Origin of the sequence: Streptomyces sp. NPDC126503, assembly GCF_040302405.1 — a bacterium.
Taxonomy (GTDB): domain Bacteria; phylum Actinomycetota; class Actinomycetes; order Streptomycetales; family Streptomycetaceae; genus Streptomyces; species Streptomyces gulbargensis.
The window spans coordinates 234,643-252,181 of sequence record NZ_JBEORS010000004.1 but is presented as its reverse complement, the minus strand read 5'-3'; the positions used below and the strand labels follow the sequence as shown (position 1 = coordinate 252,181).

Genomic DNA, 17,539 nt, shown 5'->3' with positions numbered 1-17,539 from the left:
TCAGGGTGTGCGGGCGGCCAGCGAGAGGACCCGGCGGGCGACCGCCACCACGGCCGCGTCCACGAAGCGGCCGTCCGCCAGGGCCTGGGCCCCGGGCTCGGCAGCGGCGGCCTCGACGACCTGCCGCGCCGCGTCGACCTCTTCCGGGGTGGGCAGGTAGGCGCGCTCGATCACCGGCAGCTGACGGGGATGGATCGCCGCCCGGCCGAGGAACCCCAGGGCGCGGCCCCGGGCGCAGCCGGCGGCGAGGCCCGCCAGGTCACCGAGGTCCGGGTGGACCGACTGCGCCGGCGGCGGCAGCCCGGCCGCGCGGGCGGCGACCACGAGACGGCCGCGCGACCAGTCGAGCCCGCGGTCCTCCCGTACGCCCAGGTCCGCGCGGAGGTCCGCCTCGCCGAGGGCCACGCCGCGGACGGCGGGGTGCGCCGAGGCGATGGCGTGGGCGTGCTCCACGGCCAGCGCGCTCTCCAGGAGCGGGTGGAGCGGGACGCCGGGGGCGAGCTCCGCGATCCGGTGGATGTCAGTGGCGTGTGTCACCTTGGGAAGACGCAGACCGCCGAGGCCGGGGAGGGAGGCCAGCGTGGAGATGTCGTGCGGGGAGTGGACGCGGACGTGGACCGGTACGGGAGGGACGTCGGAGAGCAGATCCGCCGTGGCGTCCAGGGCGTACGCCTTGCGGTGCGGGGCCACCGCGTCCTCCAGGTCCACGATCACCACGTCCGCGCCGCAGACCAGCGCCTTCGCCACCACGGCGGGCCGGTCACCGGGGGCGTACAGCCAGGTCAGCGGCGTGTGCGCGCGGTCCAGCACGGCCCCGCCCGGGTCGGCTGCGTGGCCCGCGCCGGGGGTCCGGCCCGTACCGCTCATACCGCTCCCTGGTCGCGCAGGGCACCGATCTCGGCGGGGGTGAGGCCGAGTTCGGCGAGGACGCCGGCGGTGTCCGCCCCGTGGGGTCGGCCGGGCCAGCGGATCACGCCGGGGGTCTCGGACAGCCGGAAGAGGACGTTCTGCATGCGGATCGTGCCGAGCTCGGGGTCCTCGACCTCGGTGAGGGTGCCGAGCGCCCGGTACTGCGGATCGTCCACGACGTCCCGCACGTCGTAGACGGGCGCGATGGCGGCCTCCGCCTTCTCGAAGGCCGCCAGGGCCTCGTCCCGGGTGCGGCGCGCGATCCAGCCGCCGACCGCCTCGTCCAGCTCGTCCGCGTGCGCGGCCCGGCCGGTGCCGTCGGCGAACCAGGGCTCGTCGATCAGCTCCGGCCGGCCCACCAGGCGCAGCACGCGTTCGGCGATGGACCGGGCGGAGGTCGAGACGGCGACCCAGGAGCCGTCGGCGGTCCGGTAGGTGTTGCGCGGGGCGTTGTTGCGGGAGCGGTTGCCGGTCCGGGGCTGGACGTAACCGAGCTGGTCGTACCAGAGGGAATGGGGTCCGATGACGGAGAGCATCGGTTCGATGATCGCCATGTCGACGACCTGGCCGCGCCCGGTCGTCGTCCTCGCGGTGAGCGCGGTCATCACCGCGTACGCGGTGGCGAGGGCGGCGATCGAGTCGGCCAGGCCGAAGGGGGGCAGGGTGGGCGGGCCGTCGGGCTCGCCGGTGATCGCGGCGAAGCCGCTCATCGCCTCGGCGAGGGTGCCGAAACCGGGGCGGTGGGCGTACGGGCCGAACTGGCCGAAGCCGGTGACCCGGGCGAGGACGAGCCGGGGATTGGCGGCGGAGAGCTCCTCCCAGCCCAGGCCCCAGCGTTCCAGCGTGCCGGGCCGGAAGTTCTCCACGATCACGTCGGCGTCGGCGGCGAGCCGCAGCAGGGTGTCCCGGCCGCCGGGGCTCGACAGATCGAGGGTGATCGTCCGTTTGTTGCGGCCGAGGACCTTCCACCAGAGGCCCACCCCGTCCTTGGCGGGCCCGTGCCCGCGGGAGGGATCGGGTGTGCGCGGGTGCTCGACCTTGACGACGTCGGCGCCGAAGTCGCCCAGCATCGTGGCCGCGAGCGGCCCGGCGAAGAGGGTCGCGAGGTCGAGGACGCGCAGTCCGTGCAGCGGAGCGGGCGGGGCGGACGCGGGGACGGGGGAGGACGCGGGGGCGGTCATACGGGGTCGGCCTCCAGGGAGTCGGGGGAGAGGAACGCCGCCTCGATCTCCGTTCGATACGGCATCGACGTCGACGCGCCCTCGCGCCGGACGGAGAGCGCGGCGGCGGCCTGACTCCACGCCAGCGCCTCGGGGACGGGCCGGCCCTCGCCGAGCGCGACCGCGAGGGCGCCGACGAAGGTGTCCCCGGCGGCGGTGGTGTCCACGGCCCGGACCCGCGGGGCGGGCACGGTGACGGGCTCGGCGCCGCGCGCGGCGTAGAGGCAGCCCGACGCGCCGAGGGTGACGACCACCTCGGGCACGTCCCGCAGCAGGGCGCGGGCGGCGGCGACCGGGTCGGACAGCCCGGTGAGGGCGGTGGCCTCGTGCTCGTTCGGCACCAACAGGTCGGTCGTGGCCAGGAGTTCGGCGGGCAGGGCCTGGGCGGGGGACGGGGTGAGGACGGTGCGGACACCGAGCCGGCGGGCGGTGCGCGCGCCCTCCGCGACGACGGAGAGGGGGAGTTCGAGCTGGAGCAGCAGGGCGTCGGCGGTGCCGATCAGCGCCTCGTCGCCGTGGGTGAGGGAGGTGACGGTGGCGTTGGCCCCGGGGACGACGACGATCGCGTTGCCGCCCTCGTCGTCGACGACGATGTGGGCGGTGCCGGAGGGGCCGTCGGTGGTGCGCAGCAGATCGGTGTCGACCGCGCAGTGCTCCAGGTTGGCCCGGAGGCGGGTCCCGAAGTCGTCCGCGCCGACCGCCCCGATCATCGCGACCTCGGCGCCCGCCCGGGCGGCGGCGACGGCCTGGTTGGCGCCCTTGCCGCCGGGGATCGTGCGGAACGCGCGGCCGGTGACGGTCTCGCCGCGGGCCGGGGCCCTCGGGACGTACGCGACGAGGTCCATGTTGGTGCTGCCGAGTACGACGATGCTGGTCATGGGCGTACTGCCTCCAGGTGGGTCAGTTCGGCCAGGGCGTCGAAGCCGATGCCGTCGAAGGCCGCGACCGAGGTCGAGAGCCGGTTCTTGAGAGGGGAGGTCCAGCGGGCGGGCAGCCGGTCGGGGTGCCCGGCGAGCAGGCCGGCGACGGAGCCGGCGGTCGCGCCGTTGGAGTCGGTGTCCCAGCCGCCGGAGACCGCCGCGCAGATCGAGCGCGAGAAGTCGCCGTCGGCGTGGGTGAGCGCGGCGGCGAGCAGGGCGGCGTTCGGGACGGCATGCACCCAGTGGTACCCGCCGAGGGCGGCGTGCAACTGGTCGACGACCGTGTCGAAGCCGGCGGTGGCGCGGGCCGTCGCGATGCCCAGGCGGACCGCCCGGGCCAGGCGGGAGCGCGGCGGGACCACGCCGAGTCCGGCGGCGAGGGCCTGGTGCACGTCGGCCGTGCCGGAGGCGGCGGCGGCCACGGTGCCGGCGACGAACATGGCGCCGTACACGCCGTTGGCGGTGTGGGTGAGCACCGCGTCCCGGTACGCCTGCGCGGCGGCGGCCTCCGGGGCGCCGGGGTGGGTCCAGCCGTGCACGTCGGCCCGGATCTGGGCGCCGATCCACTCGCGGAAGGGATTGCGGTGGACGGCCGTCAGCGGGGGTTCGAAGCCGTCGAGGAGGTTGCGGTACGCGATCCGTTCGGCCGTGAAGGCGCGGCCGGCGGGCAGTTCGTCCAGCCAGAGGCGGGCGACGTCGGCGGTGGTGAACCCCCGGCCGTACCGCTGGAGGAGGAGCAGGTTGACCAGGGGGTAGTTCAGGTCGTCGTCCTCGGGCATCCCGTCGATGTTCTCGGCGAGGGAGGTGCCCGCGGAGCGGCGGTTCCACGGATGCGCGGCGAGCAGCGCGGGGGGCACGCCCCGGGCCGTGAACCAGTCGGCCGGCGGCCAGTTGCCGGCGGCGCGGGCCAGGGCGCGGAGGGCGGGCAGCGGCAGCTTCTCGACCGGCTTGCCGAGCAGACAGCCTGCGGCCCGGCCGAGCCAGGCCGCGTGCAGCCGGTCCCGGAGGCCGGGGTCGTCCACGGCGGCGGCCCGGCCTGCGGGGCGGACCGGCACGATCGCGTCGAGGCGCTCGGGTTCGTCGGCGGCGAGCGGGGAGGGCAGCGCGGCCAGGGCGTCGAGCAGCTCCCCGGCGAGCGCGCGCAGATGTGGCCGGGGGACGGGCGAGGCACCGGCGGTGGCGGGCGCGGGTCCGCCCCCGGCCGCCGCCCACCGCGCGGCGAGGGCCCGGGCGTCCCGCCCGTCCTCGGCCGCCTGCCGCAGCTCGTGCCCCACGAGGTCCTCCGGCTGCACCCACGTCAGGCGCAGGAGCGCGGGGGGCCCGTCCGGCGTCGCCGCCGCGCGGGCGTCCGGGGCCGGGGGCGTACCGGCGGGGGAGGGGTCCACCGGCGCGCGGCGGCGGACGCCGGTACCGGGGCCGGTGGCCGGGGTTCCGGGGACGGCGCCGGGAACGGGCGGGGTGGCGGGTGCTTCGGGGATCGTGCCGGGAGTGGCCGGCGTGGCGGGTGCTCCGGGGGGCGGGGTGGTCACCGCGGGGCGCCCGTCAGCTCCGCGTACGCCGCCTCGTGCGCGCGGCGGCGGGCCAGGTCCCGGGCGAAGACCTCGTGGGCCACGGAGGCCAGGGCCACCGCCGGGGCGTGCAGGTCGAGGCGGCTCGCCTCCGCGACCTCCTTCGCCCAGTCGGCGGGCACGGCCGGTTCCCCGTGCAGGGCGCCCGCGATCGCCCCCGCCATCGTGGCGATCGAGTCGCAGTCACGGCCGTAGTTGACCGCGCCGAGCACCGTACGGCGGTAGTCGCCCTCGCCGACCAGGAGCATGCCCAGGGCGATCGGCAGCTCCTCGATCGCGTGCAGCCGGGAGGGGCGGCGGGCGCCGAGCGAGGGCGTGCGGTAGTCGGGGCCCACCGAGTCGAACGGGGCGACGGCCGCCCGCAGCGGAACGAGCGCCGACTCGAAGTCCCGGTGGCGGTCCGCGGCCTCCGCGACCGCCTCGATCGCCGCCCGCGTGCCGTCCTTCGCGAGCGAGAGCGCCGTCTCGACGACGGTACGGGGCGTGGCCCCCGGCGCGCAGGCCGCCGCGACCGCCGCCGCGAAGACACCCGCCGCCTCCCGGCCGTACGAGGACTGGTGCGCGCCGGCGACGTCCAGGGCCTCGGCGTAGGCGGCGGCCGGATGGGCGGCGTTGACCAGGCCGACCGGTGCCATGTACATCGCCGCGCCACAGTTGACGATGTTTCCGGTGCCCGCCTCGCGCGGGTCGGCGTGGCCGTAGTGGAGGCGGGTGACGATCCACTTCTCGGCCAGGAAGATCCGCTGGAGGGGGAGCGCCTCGGCCTCCAGCTCCGGGATCCAGACGGGTGCGTCCATGAGTTCGGGGACGAGGTGGTCCGCGACCGCGTACGCGTCGAGATGGTCACGGACCTTCACGTAGACCCGGATCAGGGCGTGGGTCATCAAGGTGTCGTCGGTGACGTGCCCGTCGCCCTTGTGGTACGGGGCGAGGGGCCGGGCGGTGCGCCACTCGCCGCCGTTCCACGGCCCGACGATGCCGGTGACGCGCCCGCCGTGGCGTTCCAGGATCTGGGCGGGGGTGTACCCCTCGACGGGGCCGCCGAGCGCGTCGCCGACGGCGGCGCCGATGAGACTGCCGGTGATCCGGTCATCCAGTGTGGGTGTCATGCCGGAATTGTCCCCCCGGGGCGGCCGGTTCCGTGGCTCCCAGCAGCCCGGCGAGTTCCACCAGGTCCGCGCCCGCCAGGCGGGGCAGCGCGCAGCCCGCCAGCGTCCGGCAGGCCTCCCGCCACGTCCCCGGCACCGAACGGCCGCCGCCCAGCGCGCCGGTGAGCGCGCCCACCAGTGCCGGGGCCGAGTCCGCGACCCGGGACAGGCACGCGGCGGCCGGGACGGCGGCCGCCATCTCGCCCCGTGCGGCGGTCGCGAGGGCCAGCGCGACGGGGACGGTCTCGGCGGCGGCGATGCCGTAGCTGTAGACGTGGTCCACGATCTGGTGCTCCAGGAGCGGGACCAGCGCGAAGGCCGAGCCGGCGGTCGCCGCGAGGGCCAGGGCGTGCCGGGCGTTGCGGCCGATCTCCGTGGCGGGCGGCAGTTCCGCGAGGGCCGCCGCGACGGCCTCGTCCGCCGCCGCCCCGCCGAGCGCGGCCGCCACGGCCGCCGCCGTCGCCCGGGCGCCGTGCACGCCGTCGCCGTCCTGGGTGTACCGGGCGTCGAACTCGGCCAGCGCGGCGGCCGCGCGGGGATCGCCGGGGTGGACGGCGGCGAGGACGGCGGCGCGGACACAGGCGGCGTCGTCGAAGTAGTGCGGGTTGTCGTGGCCGGTCGCGGGCGGGCGCAGACCGGTCGCGAGATTGCCGAGACCCGCCCGGACCGAGATCCGGGCGCGCAGCGGGAGGACGGCGGACTCGACCTCCGGCGCGCGGGCCGCCGCGGCGGCGACCTGGGCCGCGAGGGCGTTCCACGCCTGGTCGACGGCGGCGCGGAGCCGGCGCTCCGGCGGGAGCGCGGCGAAGGCCGGGCCGGCGGCGGCGAGGACCGACTCGGCGGTGAAGACCGCCCATTCGGCGTCGTCGGAGGGGCCGAGGCGGAGGGGCTCGGGCGGCTGGTTGAGGGCGAGGGGGACGGGGAGGGTGGTCGTCGCGTTCTGCTCCGCGAAGGTGTCGAGTTCGCGGGTGAGCCGGCGAGTCCACTCCGGCATCCGGGCGGCGCGGTGGCGTGCGGCGGGCCAGCCGGCGGCGTCGCCCGCCGCGATGCCGAGGAGCAGGCCCTCGATCCTCCCCTGCCGGGTGACCTGACGGTGGGCGGAGGGCCGCGACTGCGCGGTGCGCTCGGGGGCCGCGGGGTGGGGGGTCCCATTGTGTGCGGTGCGCGCCGGTGCCGCCGGGTGCAAGGCGGCTTGGCGGGAGGCGGGACCGGGGGGCCCGTAGCGCGCGGCGCGCTCCGGGGGCGCCGCCAGGTGCTTGTGGGCGCCGGGGAGGGAGCCGGTGCCCGGCACCGGGGGCTGTGCCCACCCGTCCCGCCCCGCGGGACCCGTGCCCACAGCGGTGGGGGTGGTGAGCGGAGTGTCCGCGAGGCACGTGCCGACAGCGGCGGTGGGGGCGGGCGCCGGAGTGTTCGGGGGTGCGGGGCGTGTGCCGGCGGTGGACACCGGAGTGTCCGTGGGACGCGTGCCCACAGCGGTGGGGGCGGTGAGCGGAGTGTCCGTCGGGCGCGTGCCCACGGCGGTGGGGGCGGGGGCCTGGGTGTCCGGGGGCGCGGGGGGTGGCGGGTTCGTGGTCATCGGTTGGTCTCCTCCGGGGTCAGCAGGTCCGCGGTCTCCAGGACGTGGCGGCCGCGCATCGAGGGGAGGCAGCTGCCCCTCACCGGGCCGATGGCCGAGGCCCACTCCCCGGGAATGGCGCGCAGGCCGCCCGACGCGCCGGCCAGGGCGCCCGCCAGGGCCGCCGTCGTGTCGGCGTCGCGGCCCATGTTGACGGCGGTCAGGACCGCCGTGCGGAAGTCGCCGCGGGCCGCCGCGAAGGCGCCGAAGGCGAGGCCCACCGCCTCCGGGGCGAGGTCCGTCCACGGGTAGCCGCCGATGACCACCGCCGAGCGGACCTGGCGCTCACGTACGGCCGGGTCCGGCTGGACGCGCTGCGCGGCGACGACCGCGCGCCGCAGCGAGCGGGCGGTCCAGGAGTCCATGGGGATCACCGAAAGGGCCGCCGCGATGACCGGGGTCACGCCCGCGCCCGTCATCGCCGCCGCGACGCCCGCCGCGACGGCCTGGCCCCCGTAGATGCCCTCGCCCTCGTGGCTCACGCTGCCGTCGATGGCGACGAGCCGGGCCGCCTCCTCCGGGCGGCCCGCCGCGAAGACCCCGAAGGGCGCGGCCCGCATGGCGAGTCCGTCGCTCCAGGCGTGCCGGTGCTGGGCGGAGATCGGCGCGGCGAGCCCCCGGCGGAGGTTCTCCAGGGTGCCGCGCTCGGAGAACCCGGCCCCTCGGAAGGGGCCCTCGTCGAGGTCGGCGATCCAGTGGTGCCAGGCCTCCTCCACGTGCCGCACGGTGAGGGCGGAACCGTGGCGGGCGAGGAGCAGCGCCGAGAAGATGGCGTACTCGGTGTCGTCGGTCCCGGCCGGCCGGTCCGTCACGAACCCCTCGACACGGCCCCAGCGGCGGCGGATCTCGGAGGGCCGCATGTTCTCGGCGGGCGCGCCGAGCGCGTCGCCGACGGCGAGGCCGAGGAGCGCCCCCCGCGCCCTCTCGCGCGTGTCGCATGCCGTGGTCACCATCTCGCGCCCCTTCCTCGGCGGTGGTGGGACGCCGGTGGTGTCCCGATCCCTGGATCTCTGCCACCACGGGCCGTGAACTCGCCGCAGAAACGTCTCTGTCACCCACCTGACGCCTCGCCGGAGCGGGGCCCATCGGGTGAGGCGGCCCTTACTAAGTACGGCCTGCCTTGCTGGCGCGCCCCTTACATCGCGCGTATTTTCGAGGGAGTTGGGGGCGGCGGGTGCGACCCGGCCCGCCGGAACCGAGGGGAGAACCATGTCCATCATCGAAGCCCAGGCGCCACTGCACGAGGCCCACCGCGACAACCACACCCACCGCGACGTGAACGGCGGGTGGCTGCGTCCGGCGGTCTTCGGGGCCATGGACGGACTCGTGTCCAACCTCGCCCTGATGACCGGTGTGGCCGGCGGCGCGGTCTCCTCGCAGACCGTCGTGATCACCGGCCTCGCGGGCCTCGCGGCGGGCGCGTTCTCCATGGCGGCGGGCGAGTACACCTCCGTCGCCTCCCAGCGCGAACTCGTGCAGGCCGAACTCGACGTCGAGCGCCGCCAGTTGCGCAAGCACCCGGTGGACGAGATGGAGGAGCTCGCCGCGCTGTACGTCTCGCGCGGCGTCGAGCCCGCCCTCGCCCGCGAGGTCGCCATGCAGCTGTCGAAGGACCCCGAGCAGGCGCTGGAGATCCACGCCCGCGAGGAGCTCGGCATCGACCCCGACGACCTGCCGTCGCCGGCGGTGGCCGCGGTGTCGTCGTTCGGCTCCTTCGCGCTCGGCGCGCTCCTTCCCGTGCTGCCCTACCTGCTCGGGGCGACCGCGCTCTGGCCGGCCGTGCTCCTCGCCCTCCTCGGCCTCTTCGCCTGCGGGGCGCTCGTCGCCCGGGTCACCGCCCGCAGCTGGTGGTTCAGCGGACTGCGCCAGCTCGTGCTCGGCGGGGCCGCCGCCGCCGTCACGTACGGTCTGGGCATGCTCTTCGGAGCCGCGCTCTAGCAGGACGGGGCCGTGCCGCCCCGTCGCGCGAACCGCGCCGCGCGTCCCCGCCCGGGGGACGCGCGGCGCGGTTCCGTGTACCCGCCTCGCGCACTCCTGTGACGCCTGAGGCGGACGGCCACCCGGGGGGCGGGAGGTGTGGACCACCGAGGCGTGGGGATACGAATCGACATGTCGATAGGCAATCCACGCGCAACGGACCGCGCGCCGCAGGGCGGGCTCAAGAAGACGCTGACCACGCCCCTGCTCTTCTTCTTCATCCTCGGGGACGTCCTCGGCGCCGGCGTCTACGTCCTGGTGGGCCAGGTCGCCGCCGACGCGGGCGGTGCCGTGTGGGTGCCGCTCGTCGTGGCGCTGCTCCTGGCACTGCTCACCGCCGCCTCCTACGCCGAGCTGGCGACGAAGTACCCCCGGTCGGGAGGGGCGTCCCACTACGCCACCCGGGCGTTCGGTCCGTTCGTCGGCTTCGTCGCCGGGTTCTGCATGCTCACCGCCGGGATCGTCTCGGTCGCCGCCCTGGCCCGGGGGTTCGGCGGCGAGTACCTGTCGGCGTTCGTGACACTGCCGGTCGGGGTCGTCGCCGTGCTGTTCCTGGTCGTCCTCGCGCTGGTCAACGCGCGCGGCATCAAGGAATCCACCCGCGCCAACGTCGTCGCCACCGTCATCGAGGTCGGCGGCCTGCTCGTCGTCGTCGCCCTGGGCGGCTGGCTGCTGCTGCGCGGGGACGCCGATCCGGGCCGGCTCGTCCAGCTCGGTACGCCCGAGAAGGGTGTCGCGGCCGCCGTGCTCAGCGCTTCCGTCCTGGCGTACTACTCCTTCGTCGGGTTCGAGACCTCCGTGAACGTCGCGGAGGAGACGCGGGACCCCCGCCGCTCCTATCCGCGCGCGCTGTTCGGCGCGCTCGTCGCGGCGGGCGTCGTGTACGCGCTGGTGGGCGTGGCGGCGTCGGTGGCCGTACCGACGGAGAAGCTGGTGGCGTCGAGCGGGCCGCTCCTGGAAGTGGTCAAGGCGGCGGGTGGCGTCCCGCTGTGGCTGTTCAGCGCCATCGCGCTCGTCGCGGTCGCCAACGGCGCGCTGCTCACCGGCATCATGTCGTCCCGGTTGGCCTACGGCATGGCACGGGACGGGCTGCTGCCGGCCTCACTGGCCCGGGTGCTGCCGCGCCGCGGCACGCCCTGGGTGGCGATCGCGGTCACGACCGGCGCGGCGATGCTGCTCGCCCTGACCGGCGGTGTCGCCGACCTGGCCTCCACCCTGGTGCTGCTCCTCCTCGTCGTGTTCCTCATCGTCAACACCGCCGTCCTCGTGCTGCGCCGGGACCCGGGCGACGGGGACCACTTCCGGGCCCCGACCGTCCTCCCGGTCCTCGGCATCGCCTCCTGCGTCCTGCTCGCGACGCAGATCGAGGCCCAGGTGTGGCTGCGGGGACTCACCGTCCTGGCGGTCGGTCTCGTCCTTGCCGCCGTGGCCGTGGGCCGGGGCCGCAGGCGCGGCGGCGGCACCGGCCCGGCCGGGGACACCGACCGTGCCGCGGACGGCGGTACCCCGGTCACCCGCTCCGGGTGACCGGGCCGGCCGCCGAGGTGGCGCGTCGCTCCCGATGACCGCAGGGCGGCGCCCGGCCACCCGCTCCGGGCCCGCCCGTGCCGGGGCGACGGATTCCGTACCCCTCACTGACCGCCGAGAGGCCCCGCAAGGGGCCTTTCCCGCATTTCGGGCACGCTCTCCCCCATGAAAGGGGCATTCCGGCTGTGACGTAGATCCCTGGTCCGAACCCCGGTCGCGGTGAGACACTATGCGGGACGCCACATAAGTAGCCGGTTACCCGGCGGTTTCGATCCCGTGTCCCACGGGAATGACGCATGAGCGTCTTCGGGCAATGAAGCCCACCCACCACGACGGCCCGCCGGGACCACCGGTTCACTTCCCGGACCCGCGTTCCGTCCCCTGCGGGGACACACCCGATCCCCGCACCCCACAGGCAGAACACACCACCGCTCCGTGTCGGAGGTGTCCGCATGCTGGAATGAGCTATCCGCTTCGCGAGAAGCCAGCCATCATGTAACCTGCACGAAATTTCGCGGAGGGCCAACGTCGTCCCTCGGCAGCTCCACTTGCCACGACGACGACGGGAGAGCCGATGCGTTCCGACGCCTGGTCGCCCATGGACGGTCGCCCCGCCCCCCAGGGCATGTACGACCCCCGTAACGAACACGACGCCTGCGGTGTCGGGTTCGTGGCCACCCTCACCGGTGTAGCCAGCCACGAGCTGGTCGAGCAGGCGCTGACCGTACTGCGCAACCTCGAGCACCGCGGCGCCACCGGCTCGGAGCCCGACTCCGGTGACGGCGCCGGCATCCTCCTCCAGGTCCCCGACGCCTTCCTCCGCGAGGTCGCCGGATTCGAGCTCCCCGAGGCCGGCGCGTACGCCGTCGGCATCGCCTTCCTCCCGGAGGACGGCACCGACGAGACCGTCGCCAGGATCGACGCGATCGCCGCCGAAGAGGGCCTCACCGTCCTCGGCTGGCGCGAGGTCCCCGTCGCCCCCGAGCTGCTCGGCGCCTCCGCCCGCTCCACCATGCCGGTCTTCCGCCAGCTGTTCGTCGCGGACGCCGCCGGCGAGGCCACCGGCATCGCCCTGGACCGCAAGGCGTTCGTCCTGCGCAAGCGCGCCGAGCGCGAAGCCGCGACCTACTTCCCGTCGCTCTCCGCCCGCACCCTGGTCTACAAGGGCATGCTGACCACCGGCCAGCTGGAGCCCTTCTTCCCGGACCTCTCCGACCGCCGCTGCGCCTCCGCCGTCGCCCTGGTCCACTCCCGCTTCTCCACCAACACCTTCCCGAGCTGGCCGCTCGCCCACCCGTACCGCTTCGTCGCCCACAACGGTGAGATCAACACCGTCAAGGGCAACCGGAACTGGATGACCGCCCGCGAGGCCCAGCTCGTCTCGGACGTCTTCGGCGAGGGCTCCCTGGACCGGATCTTCCCGATCTGCACCCCGGACGCCTCCGACTCCGCCTCCTTCGACGAGGTCCTGGAGCTGCTCCACCTCGGCGGCCGCTCCCTGCCGCACGCGGTCCTGATGATGGTCCCCGAGGCGTGGGAGAACCACGACTCCATGGACCCGGCCCGCCGCGCCTTCTACCAGTACCACTCCACGATGATGGAGCCCTGGGACGGCCCCGCCTGCGTCACCTTCACCGACGGCGTCCAGGTCGGCGCGGTCCTCGACCGCAACGGTCTGCGCCCCGGCCGCTACTGGGTCACCGACGAGGGCCTCGTCGTCCTCTCCTCCGAGGTCGGCGTCCTCGACATCGACCCCGCCCGGGTCGTCCGCAAGGGCCGCCTCCAGCCCGGCAAGATGTTCCTCGTCGACACCGCCGAGCACCGCATCGTCGAGGACGACGAGATCAAGGCCGCCCTCGCCGCCGAGAAGCCCTACGCGCAGTGGCTGGAGACCGGCGAGATCGAGCTCTCCGACCTCCCCGAGCGCGAGCACATCGTGCACACCCACGCCTCGGTCACCCGCCGCCAGCAGACCTTCGGCTACACCGAGGAGGAGCTGCGGGTCATCCTCGCCCCGATGGCCCGCACCGGCGCCGAGCCGATCGGCTCCATGGGCACCGACTCGCCCATCGCGGCCCTCTCCGAGCGGCCCCGCCTCCTCTTCGACTACTTCACGCAGCTGTTCGCGCAGGTCACCAACCCGCCGCTGGACGCCATCCGCGAAGAACTCGTCACCAGCCTGCGCTCCTCGCTCGGGCCCCAGGGCAACCTGCTCGACCCGACCGCCGCCTCCTGTCGCAGCGTCACCCTGCCCTTCCCGGTGATCGACAACGACGAGCTGGCCAAGCTCATCCACATCAACGCCGACGGCGACATGCCCGGCATGAAGGCCGTGACCCTCTCCGGCCTCTACCGGGTCTCCGGCGGCGGCGAGGCCCTCGCCGCCCGCATCGAGGCGATCTGCGCCGAGGCCGACACCGCCATCGAGGGCGGCGCCCGCCTCATCGTGCTCTCCGACCGGCACTCCGACGCCGAGCACGCCCCGATCCCCTCGCTGCTCCTGACCGCGGCAGTCCACCACCACCTCATCCGCACCAAGCAGCGCACCAAGGTGGGCCTGCTGGTCGAGGCCGGCGACGTCCGCGAGGTCCACCACGTGGCCCTGCTCATCGGCTACGGCGCCGCGGCCGTGAACCCGTACCTCGCCATGGAGACCGTCGAGGACCTCGTCCGCGCCGGCACCTTCATCGAGGGCCTGGAGCCCGAGCAGGCGATCCGCAACCTCATCCACGCCCTCGGCAAGGGCGTCCTCAAGGTCATGTCCAAGATGGGCATCTCCACCGTCGCCTCCTACCGCGGCGCGCAGGTCTTCGAGGCCGTCGGCCTCGACGAGGAGTTCGTCACCACGTACTTCAACGGCACCGCCACCAAGATCGGCGGCGCCGGCCTCGACGTCATCGCCCGGGAGGTCGCCGCCCGCCACGCCAAGGCGTACCCGGTCTCCGGCGTCGCCTCCGCGCACCGCGCGCTGGACATCGGCGGCGAGTACCAGTGGCGCCGCGAGGGCGAGCCGCACCTCTTCGACCCCGAGACGGTCTTCCGCCTGCAGCACGCCACGCGGAACAAGCGGTACGACATCTTCAAGCAGTACACGGACCGGGTGAACGAGCAGTCCGAGCGCCTCATGACGCTCCGTGGCCTCTTCGGCTTCTCCTCCGACCGCCCGTCGATCCCGGTCGACGAGGTCGAGCCGGTCTCCGAGATCGTCAAGCGCTTCTCCACCGGCGCCATGTCGTACGGCTCCATCTCCCAGGAGGCGCACGAGACCCTCGCCATCGCCATGAACCGGCTGGGCGGCAAGTCCAACACCGGTGAGGGCGGCGAGGACCCGGACCGCCTGTACGACCCGGCGCGCCGCTCCGCGATCAAGCAGGTCGCCTCCGGCCGCTTCGGCGTCACCTCCGAGTACCTGGTGAACGCCGACGACATCCAGATCAAGATGGCGCAGGGCGCCAAGCCCGGCGAGGGCGGCCAGCTGCCCGGCCACAAGGTCTACCCGTGGGTCGCCAGGACCCGGCACTCCACCCCGGGCGTCGGTCTGATCTCCCCGCCGCCGCACCACGACATCTACTCCATCGAGGACCTGGCGCAGCTGATCCACGACCTCAAGAACGCCAACCCGGCGGCCCGCATCCACGTGAAGCTGGTCTCCGAGGTCGGCGTCGGCACGGTCGCCGCCGGTGTCTCCAAGGCCCACGCGGACGTCGTCCTCATCTCCGGCCACGACGGCGGTACGGGCGCCTCGCCGCTGACCTCGCTCAAGCACGCGGGCGGCCCCTGGGAGCTCGGCCTGGCCGAGACCCAGCAGACCCTGCTGCTCAACGGCCTGCGCGACCGGATCGTCGTCCAGACCGACGGCCAGCTCAAGACCGGCCGCGACGTCGTCATCGCCGCCCTGCTCGGCGCCGAGGAGTTCGGTTTCGCGACCGCGCCGCTCGTCGTCTCCGGCTGCGTCATGATGCGCGTCTGCCACCTCGACACCTGCCCGGTCGGCATCGCCACCCAGAACCCGGTCCTGCGCGACCGCTTCTCCGGCAAGGCCGAGTACGTCGTCAACTTCTTCGAGTTCATCGCCGAGGAGGTCCGCGAGCTCCTCGCCGAGCTGGGCTTCCGCACCCTCGAAGAGGCCGTCGGCCACGCCGAGCTGCTCGACACCAGCCGCGCCGTCCACCACTGGAAGGCGCAGGGCCTCGACCTGGAGCCGCTGTTCCACGTGCCCGAGCTGCCCGCCGGCGCCGTCCGCCACGCCCTGGTCGAGCAGGACCACGGCCTGGAGAAGGCCCTCGACAACGAGCTGATCCAGCTCGCCGCCGAGGCCCTGAACGCGCCCTCCGCCGAAGAGGCGCAGCCGGTCCGCGCCCAGGTCGCCATCCGCAACATCAACCGCACGGTCGGCACCATGCTCGGCCACCACGTCACCAAGCGGTTCGGCGGCGCGGGCCTGCCCGACGACACCATCGACATCACCTTCACCGGCTCCGCCGGCCAGTCCTTCGGCGCCTTCCTGCCGCACGGTGTCACCCTCCGCCTGGAGGGCGACGCCAACGACTACGTCGGCAAGGGCCTCTCCGGCGGCCGCGTGATCGTCCGCCCCGACCGGCGCGCCGACCACCTGGCCGAGTACTCCACCATCGCGGGCAACACCATCGCGTACGGAGCCACCGGCGGCGAACTCTTCCTCCGCGGCCGCACCGGCGAACGCTTCTGCGTCCGCAACTCCGGCGCCCTGGTCGTCTCCGAGGGCGTGGGCGACCACGGCTGCGAGTACATGACCGGCGGCACGGCGGTCGTCCTCGGCGAGACGGGCCGCAACTTCGCGGCCGGCATGTCCGGTGGCGTCGCGTACGTCATCGACCTCGACCGGGACAATGTCAACTCCGGCAACCTGGGCGCGGTCGAGGCCCCGTCGGACGCCGACAAGGCCTGGCTGCACGACGTCGTGCGCCGCCACCACGAGGAGACCGGCTCCACGGTCGCCGAGAAGCTGCTCGCCGACTGGGACGCCGCGGCGGCCCGGTTCAGCAAGATCATCCCCACCACGTACAAGGCAGTGCTCGCCGCCAAGGACGCCGCTGAGCTCGCCGGTCTCTCCGAGTCCGAGACCACCGAGAAGATGATGGAGGCGGCGACCCATGGCTGACCCCAAGGGCTTCCTGACCACCGGGCGCGAGGTCGCCAAGACCCGGCCGGTGGGCGAGCGAGTCAAGGACTGGAACGAGGTCTACGTCCCCGGCTCCCTGCTGCCGATCATCAGCAAGCAGGCCGGCCGCTGCATGGACTGCGGCATCCCGTTCTGCCACAACGGCTGTCCGCTGGGGAACCTCATCCCCGAGTGGAACGACTACGCCTACCGCGAGGACTGGTCGGCGGCGTCCGAGCGCCTCCACGCCACCAACAACTTCCCGGAGTTCACCGGCCGCCTGTGCCCGGCTCCGTGCGAGGCCGCGTGCGTGCTCGGCATCAACCAGCCGGCCGTCACCATCAAGAACGTCGAGGTCTCCATCATCGACAAGGCGTGGGACGGCGGCGACGTCCGGCCGCAGATCCCCGAGCGTCTGTCGGGCAAGACCGCCGCCGTGATCGGCTCCGGCCCGGCGGGCCTCGCCGCCGCCCAGCAGCTGACCCGGGCCGGCCACACCGTGGTCGTGTACGAGCGGGCCGACCGCATCGGCGGTCTGCTCCGCTACGGCATCCCCGAGTTCAAGATGGAGAAGCGCCACATCAACCGCCGCATCGAGCAGATGCGCGCGGAGGGCACCAAGTTCCGCACCGGCATCGAGATCGGCCGCGACCTCACGGCGACGGACCTGCGCAAGCGGTTCGACGCGGTCGTCGTCGCCGCCGGCGCCACCACCGCCCGCGACCTGCCCGTCCCGGGCCGGGAGCTCAAGGGCATCCACCAGGCGATGGAGTACCTGCCGCTCGCCAACAAGGTGGTGGAGGGCGACTTCGTGACCTCGCCGATCTCCGCCGAGGGCAAGCACGTCGTGGTCATCGGCGGCGGCGACACCGGCGCCGACTGCGTCGGCACCGCCCACCGCCAGGGCGCGGCCTCCGTCACCCAGCTGGAGATCATGCCCCGGCCGGGCGAGGAGCGGGCCGCCGGCCAGCCGTGGCCCACCTTCCCCATGCTCTACAAGGTGACCTCCGCGCACGAGGAGGGCGGCGAGCGGGTCTACTCCGTCTCCACCACCCACTTCGAGGGCGACGAGGACGGCAACGTCCAGTTCCTGCACCTGGTCGAGGTCGAGTTCGTCGACGGCAAGCTCACTCAGAAGCCGGGCACCGAGCGGAAGATCCCCGCCCAGCTCGTCACCCTCGCCATGGGCTTCACCGGCACCGACGTGGAGAACGGGCTCGTCGCCCAGTTCGGCCTGGCGCTGGACGAGCGCGGCAACATCGCCCGCGACGCCGACTTCGCCACCAATGTCGACGGCGTCTTCGTCGCCGGTGACGCCGGCCGCGGCCAGTCGCTCATCGTCTGGGCCATCGCCGAGGGCCGCTCCGCCGCCCGCGGCGTGGACCGTTACCTGACCGGCGCCAGCTCCCTGCCGGCCCCGATCCGCCCGACGGACCGCGCCCTCACGGTCTGACCCGCCGGATCCCCCGAACGTCCCGTACAACGACGTACGGAACTGACCGCGGCGCTCGCCCA

11 protein-coding genes are annotated in these 17,539 nt (G+C 74.5%); 4 read left to right on the top strand and 7 right to left on the bottom strand.

Going from position 1 to position 17,539, the window contains the following annotated elements; genetic code table 11:
* From ABTY40_RS08070 to ABTY40_RS08040, 7 genes are all read right to left on the bottom strand, one after another.
* Positions 1–867 (bottom strand): HpcH/HpaI aldolase/citrate lyase family protein, encoded by an 867-nt coding sequence (locus tag ABTY40_RS08070; RefSeq protein WP_352058734.1) that lies wholly within the window; start codon positions 865–867, stop codon positions 1–3.
* A complete protein-coding gene (locus ABTY40_RS08065; RefSeq protein ID WP_352058733.1) occupies positions 864–2,090 on the bottom strand; it encodes a CaiB/BaiF CoA transferase family protein in 1,227 nt (408 codons plus the stop codon). Before ABTY40_RS08065 ends, ABTY40_RS08070 begins: the two co-directional genes overlap by 4 nt.
* On the bottom strand, positions 2,087–3,007 hold the full coding sequence (rbsK, locus tag ABTY40_RS08060; RefSeq protein WP_352058732.1) for a ribokinase: 921 nt from the start codon (positions 3,005–3,007) through the stop codon (positions 2,087–2,089). The genes ABTY40_RS08065 and rbsK overlap by 4 nt, the downstream gene beginning before the upstream one ends.
* On the bottom strand, positions 3,004–4,356 hold the full coding sequence (locus tag ABTY40_RS08055; RefSeq protein ID WP_352058826.1) for an ADP-ribosylglycohydrolase family protein: 1,353 nt from the start codon (positions 4,354–4,356) through the stop codon (positions 3,004–3,006). The genes rbsK and ABTY40_RS08055 overlap by 4 nt, the downstream gene beginning before the upstream one ends.
* Before the next feature lie 218 nt (positions 4,357–4,574).
* A complete protein-coding gene (locus ABTY40_RS08050) occupies positions 4,575–5,726 on the bottom strand; it encodes an ADP-ribosylglycohydrolase family protein (protein WP_352058731.1) in 1,152 nt (383 codons plus the stop codon).
* Complete coding sequence (locus ABTY40_RS08045) at positions 5,707–7,056, bottom strand: ADP-ribosylglycohydrolase family protein (RefSeq protein ID WP_502990519.1); 1,350 nt, start codon at positions 7,054–7,056, stop codon at positions 5,707–5,709. Before ABTY40_RS08045 ends, ABTY40_RS08050 begins: the two co-directional genes overlap by 20 nt.
* Before the next feature lie 281 nt (positions 7,057–7,337).
* A complete protein-coding gene (locus tag ABTY40_RS08040; protein WP_352058730.1) occupies positions 7,338–8,333 on the bottom strand; it encodes an ADP-ribosylglycohydrolase family protein in 996 nt (331 codons plus the stop codon).
* Between the two features lie 256 nt (positions 8,334–8,589).
* Here ABTY40_RS08040 and ABTY40_RS08035 point away from each other — a divergent pair, with 256 nt between their 5' ends.
* The 4 genes from ABTY40_RS08035 (at position 8,590) to ABTY40_RS08020 (ending at position 17,477) form a co-directional block, all read left to right on the top strand.
* The gene (locus ABTY40_RS08035; RefSeq protein WP_352058729.1) at positions 8,590–9,318 is read left to right on the top strand and encodes a VIT1/CCC1 transporter family protein; all 729 of its coding nucleotides are present in this window, start codon (positions 8,590–8,592) and stop codon (positions 9,316–9,318) included.
* A 171-nt stretch (positions 9,319–9,489) separates the two neighbouring features.
* Positions 9,490–10,884 carry an APC family permease gene (locus tag ABTY40_RS08030; protein ID WP_352058728.1) on the top strand — a complete coding sequence of 465 codons (1,395 nt, stop codon included), beginning with the start codon at positions 9,490–9,492 and terminating at the stop codon, positions 10,882–10,884.
* 574 nt (positions 10,885–11,458) lie between these two features.
* Positions 11,459–16,024: a glutamate synthase large subunit gene (gene gltB, locus ABTY40_RS08025; protein ID WP_352058727.1), complete on the top strand. Its 4,566-nt coding sequence runs from the start codon at positions 11,459–11,461 to the stop codon at positions 16,022–16,024.
* Positions 16,017–17,477, top strand: coding sequence for a glutamate synthase subunit beta (locus ABTY40_RS08020; protein ID WP_352058726.1), 1,461 nt, complete (start codon positions 16,017–16,019; stop codon positions 17,475–17,477). The genes gltB and ABTY40_RS08020 overlap by 8 nt, the downstream gene beginning before the upstream one ends.
* The last annotated feature ends 62 nt before the right edge of the window (positions 17,478–17,539 follow it).

What these genes read in the sequence shown, in the direction of transcription:
- ABTY40_RS08070 (WP_352058734.1), bottom strand. Translation starts at nt 867, where the DNA reads ATGAGCGGTACGGGCCGGACCCCCGGCGCGGGCCACGCAGCCGACCCG.
- ABTY40_RS08065 (WP_352058733.1), bottom strand. Translation starts at nt 2,090, where the DNA reads ATGACCGCCCCCGCGTCCTCCCCCGTCCCCGCGTCCGCCCCGCCCGCT.
- rbsK (WP_352058732.1), bottom strand. Translation starts at nt 3,007, where the DNA reads ATGACCAGCATCGTCGTACTCGGCAGCACCAACATGGACCTCGTCGCG.
- ABTY40_RS08050 (WP_352058731.1), bottom strand. Translation starts at nt 5,726, where the DNA reads ATGACACCCACACTGGATGACCGGATCACCGGCAGTCTCATCGGCGCC.
- ABTY40_RS08040 (WP_352058730.1), bottom strand. Translation starts at nt 8,333, where the DNA reads ATGGTGACCACGGCATGCGACACGCGCGAGAGGGCGCGGGGGGCGCTC.
- ABTY40_RS08035 (WP_352058729.1), top strand. Translation starts at nt 8,590, where the DNA reads ATGTCCATCATCGAAGCCCAGGCGCCACTGCACGAGGCCCACCGCGAC.
- ABTY40_RS08030 (WP_352058728.1), top strand. Translation starts at nt 9,490, where the DNA reads ATGTCGATAGGCAATCCACGCGCAACGGACCGCGCGCCGCAGGGCGGG.
- gltB (WP_352058727.1), top strand. Translation starts at nt 11,459, where the DNA reads ATGCGTTCCGACGCCTGGTCGCCCATGGACGGTCGCCCCGCCCCCCAG.
- ABTY40_RS08020 (WP_352058726.1), top strand. Translation starts at nt 16,017, where the DNA reads ATGGCTGACCCCAAGGGCTTCCTGACCACCGGGCGCGAGGTCGCCAAG.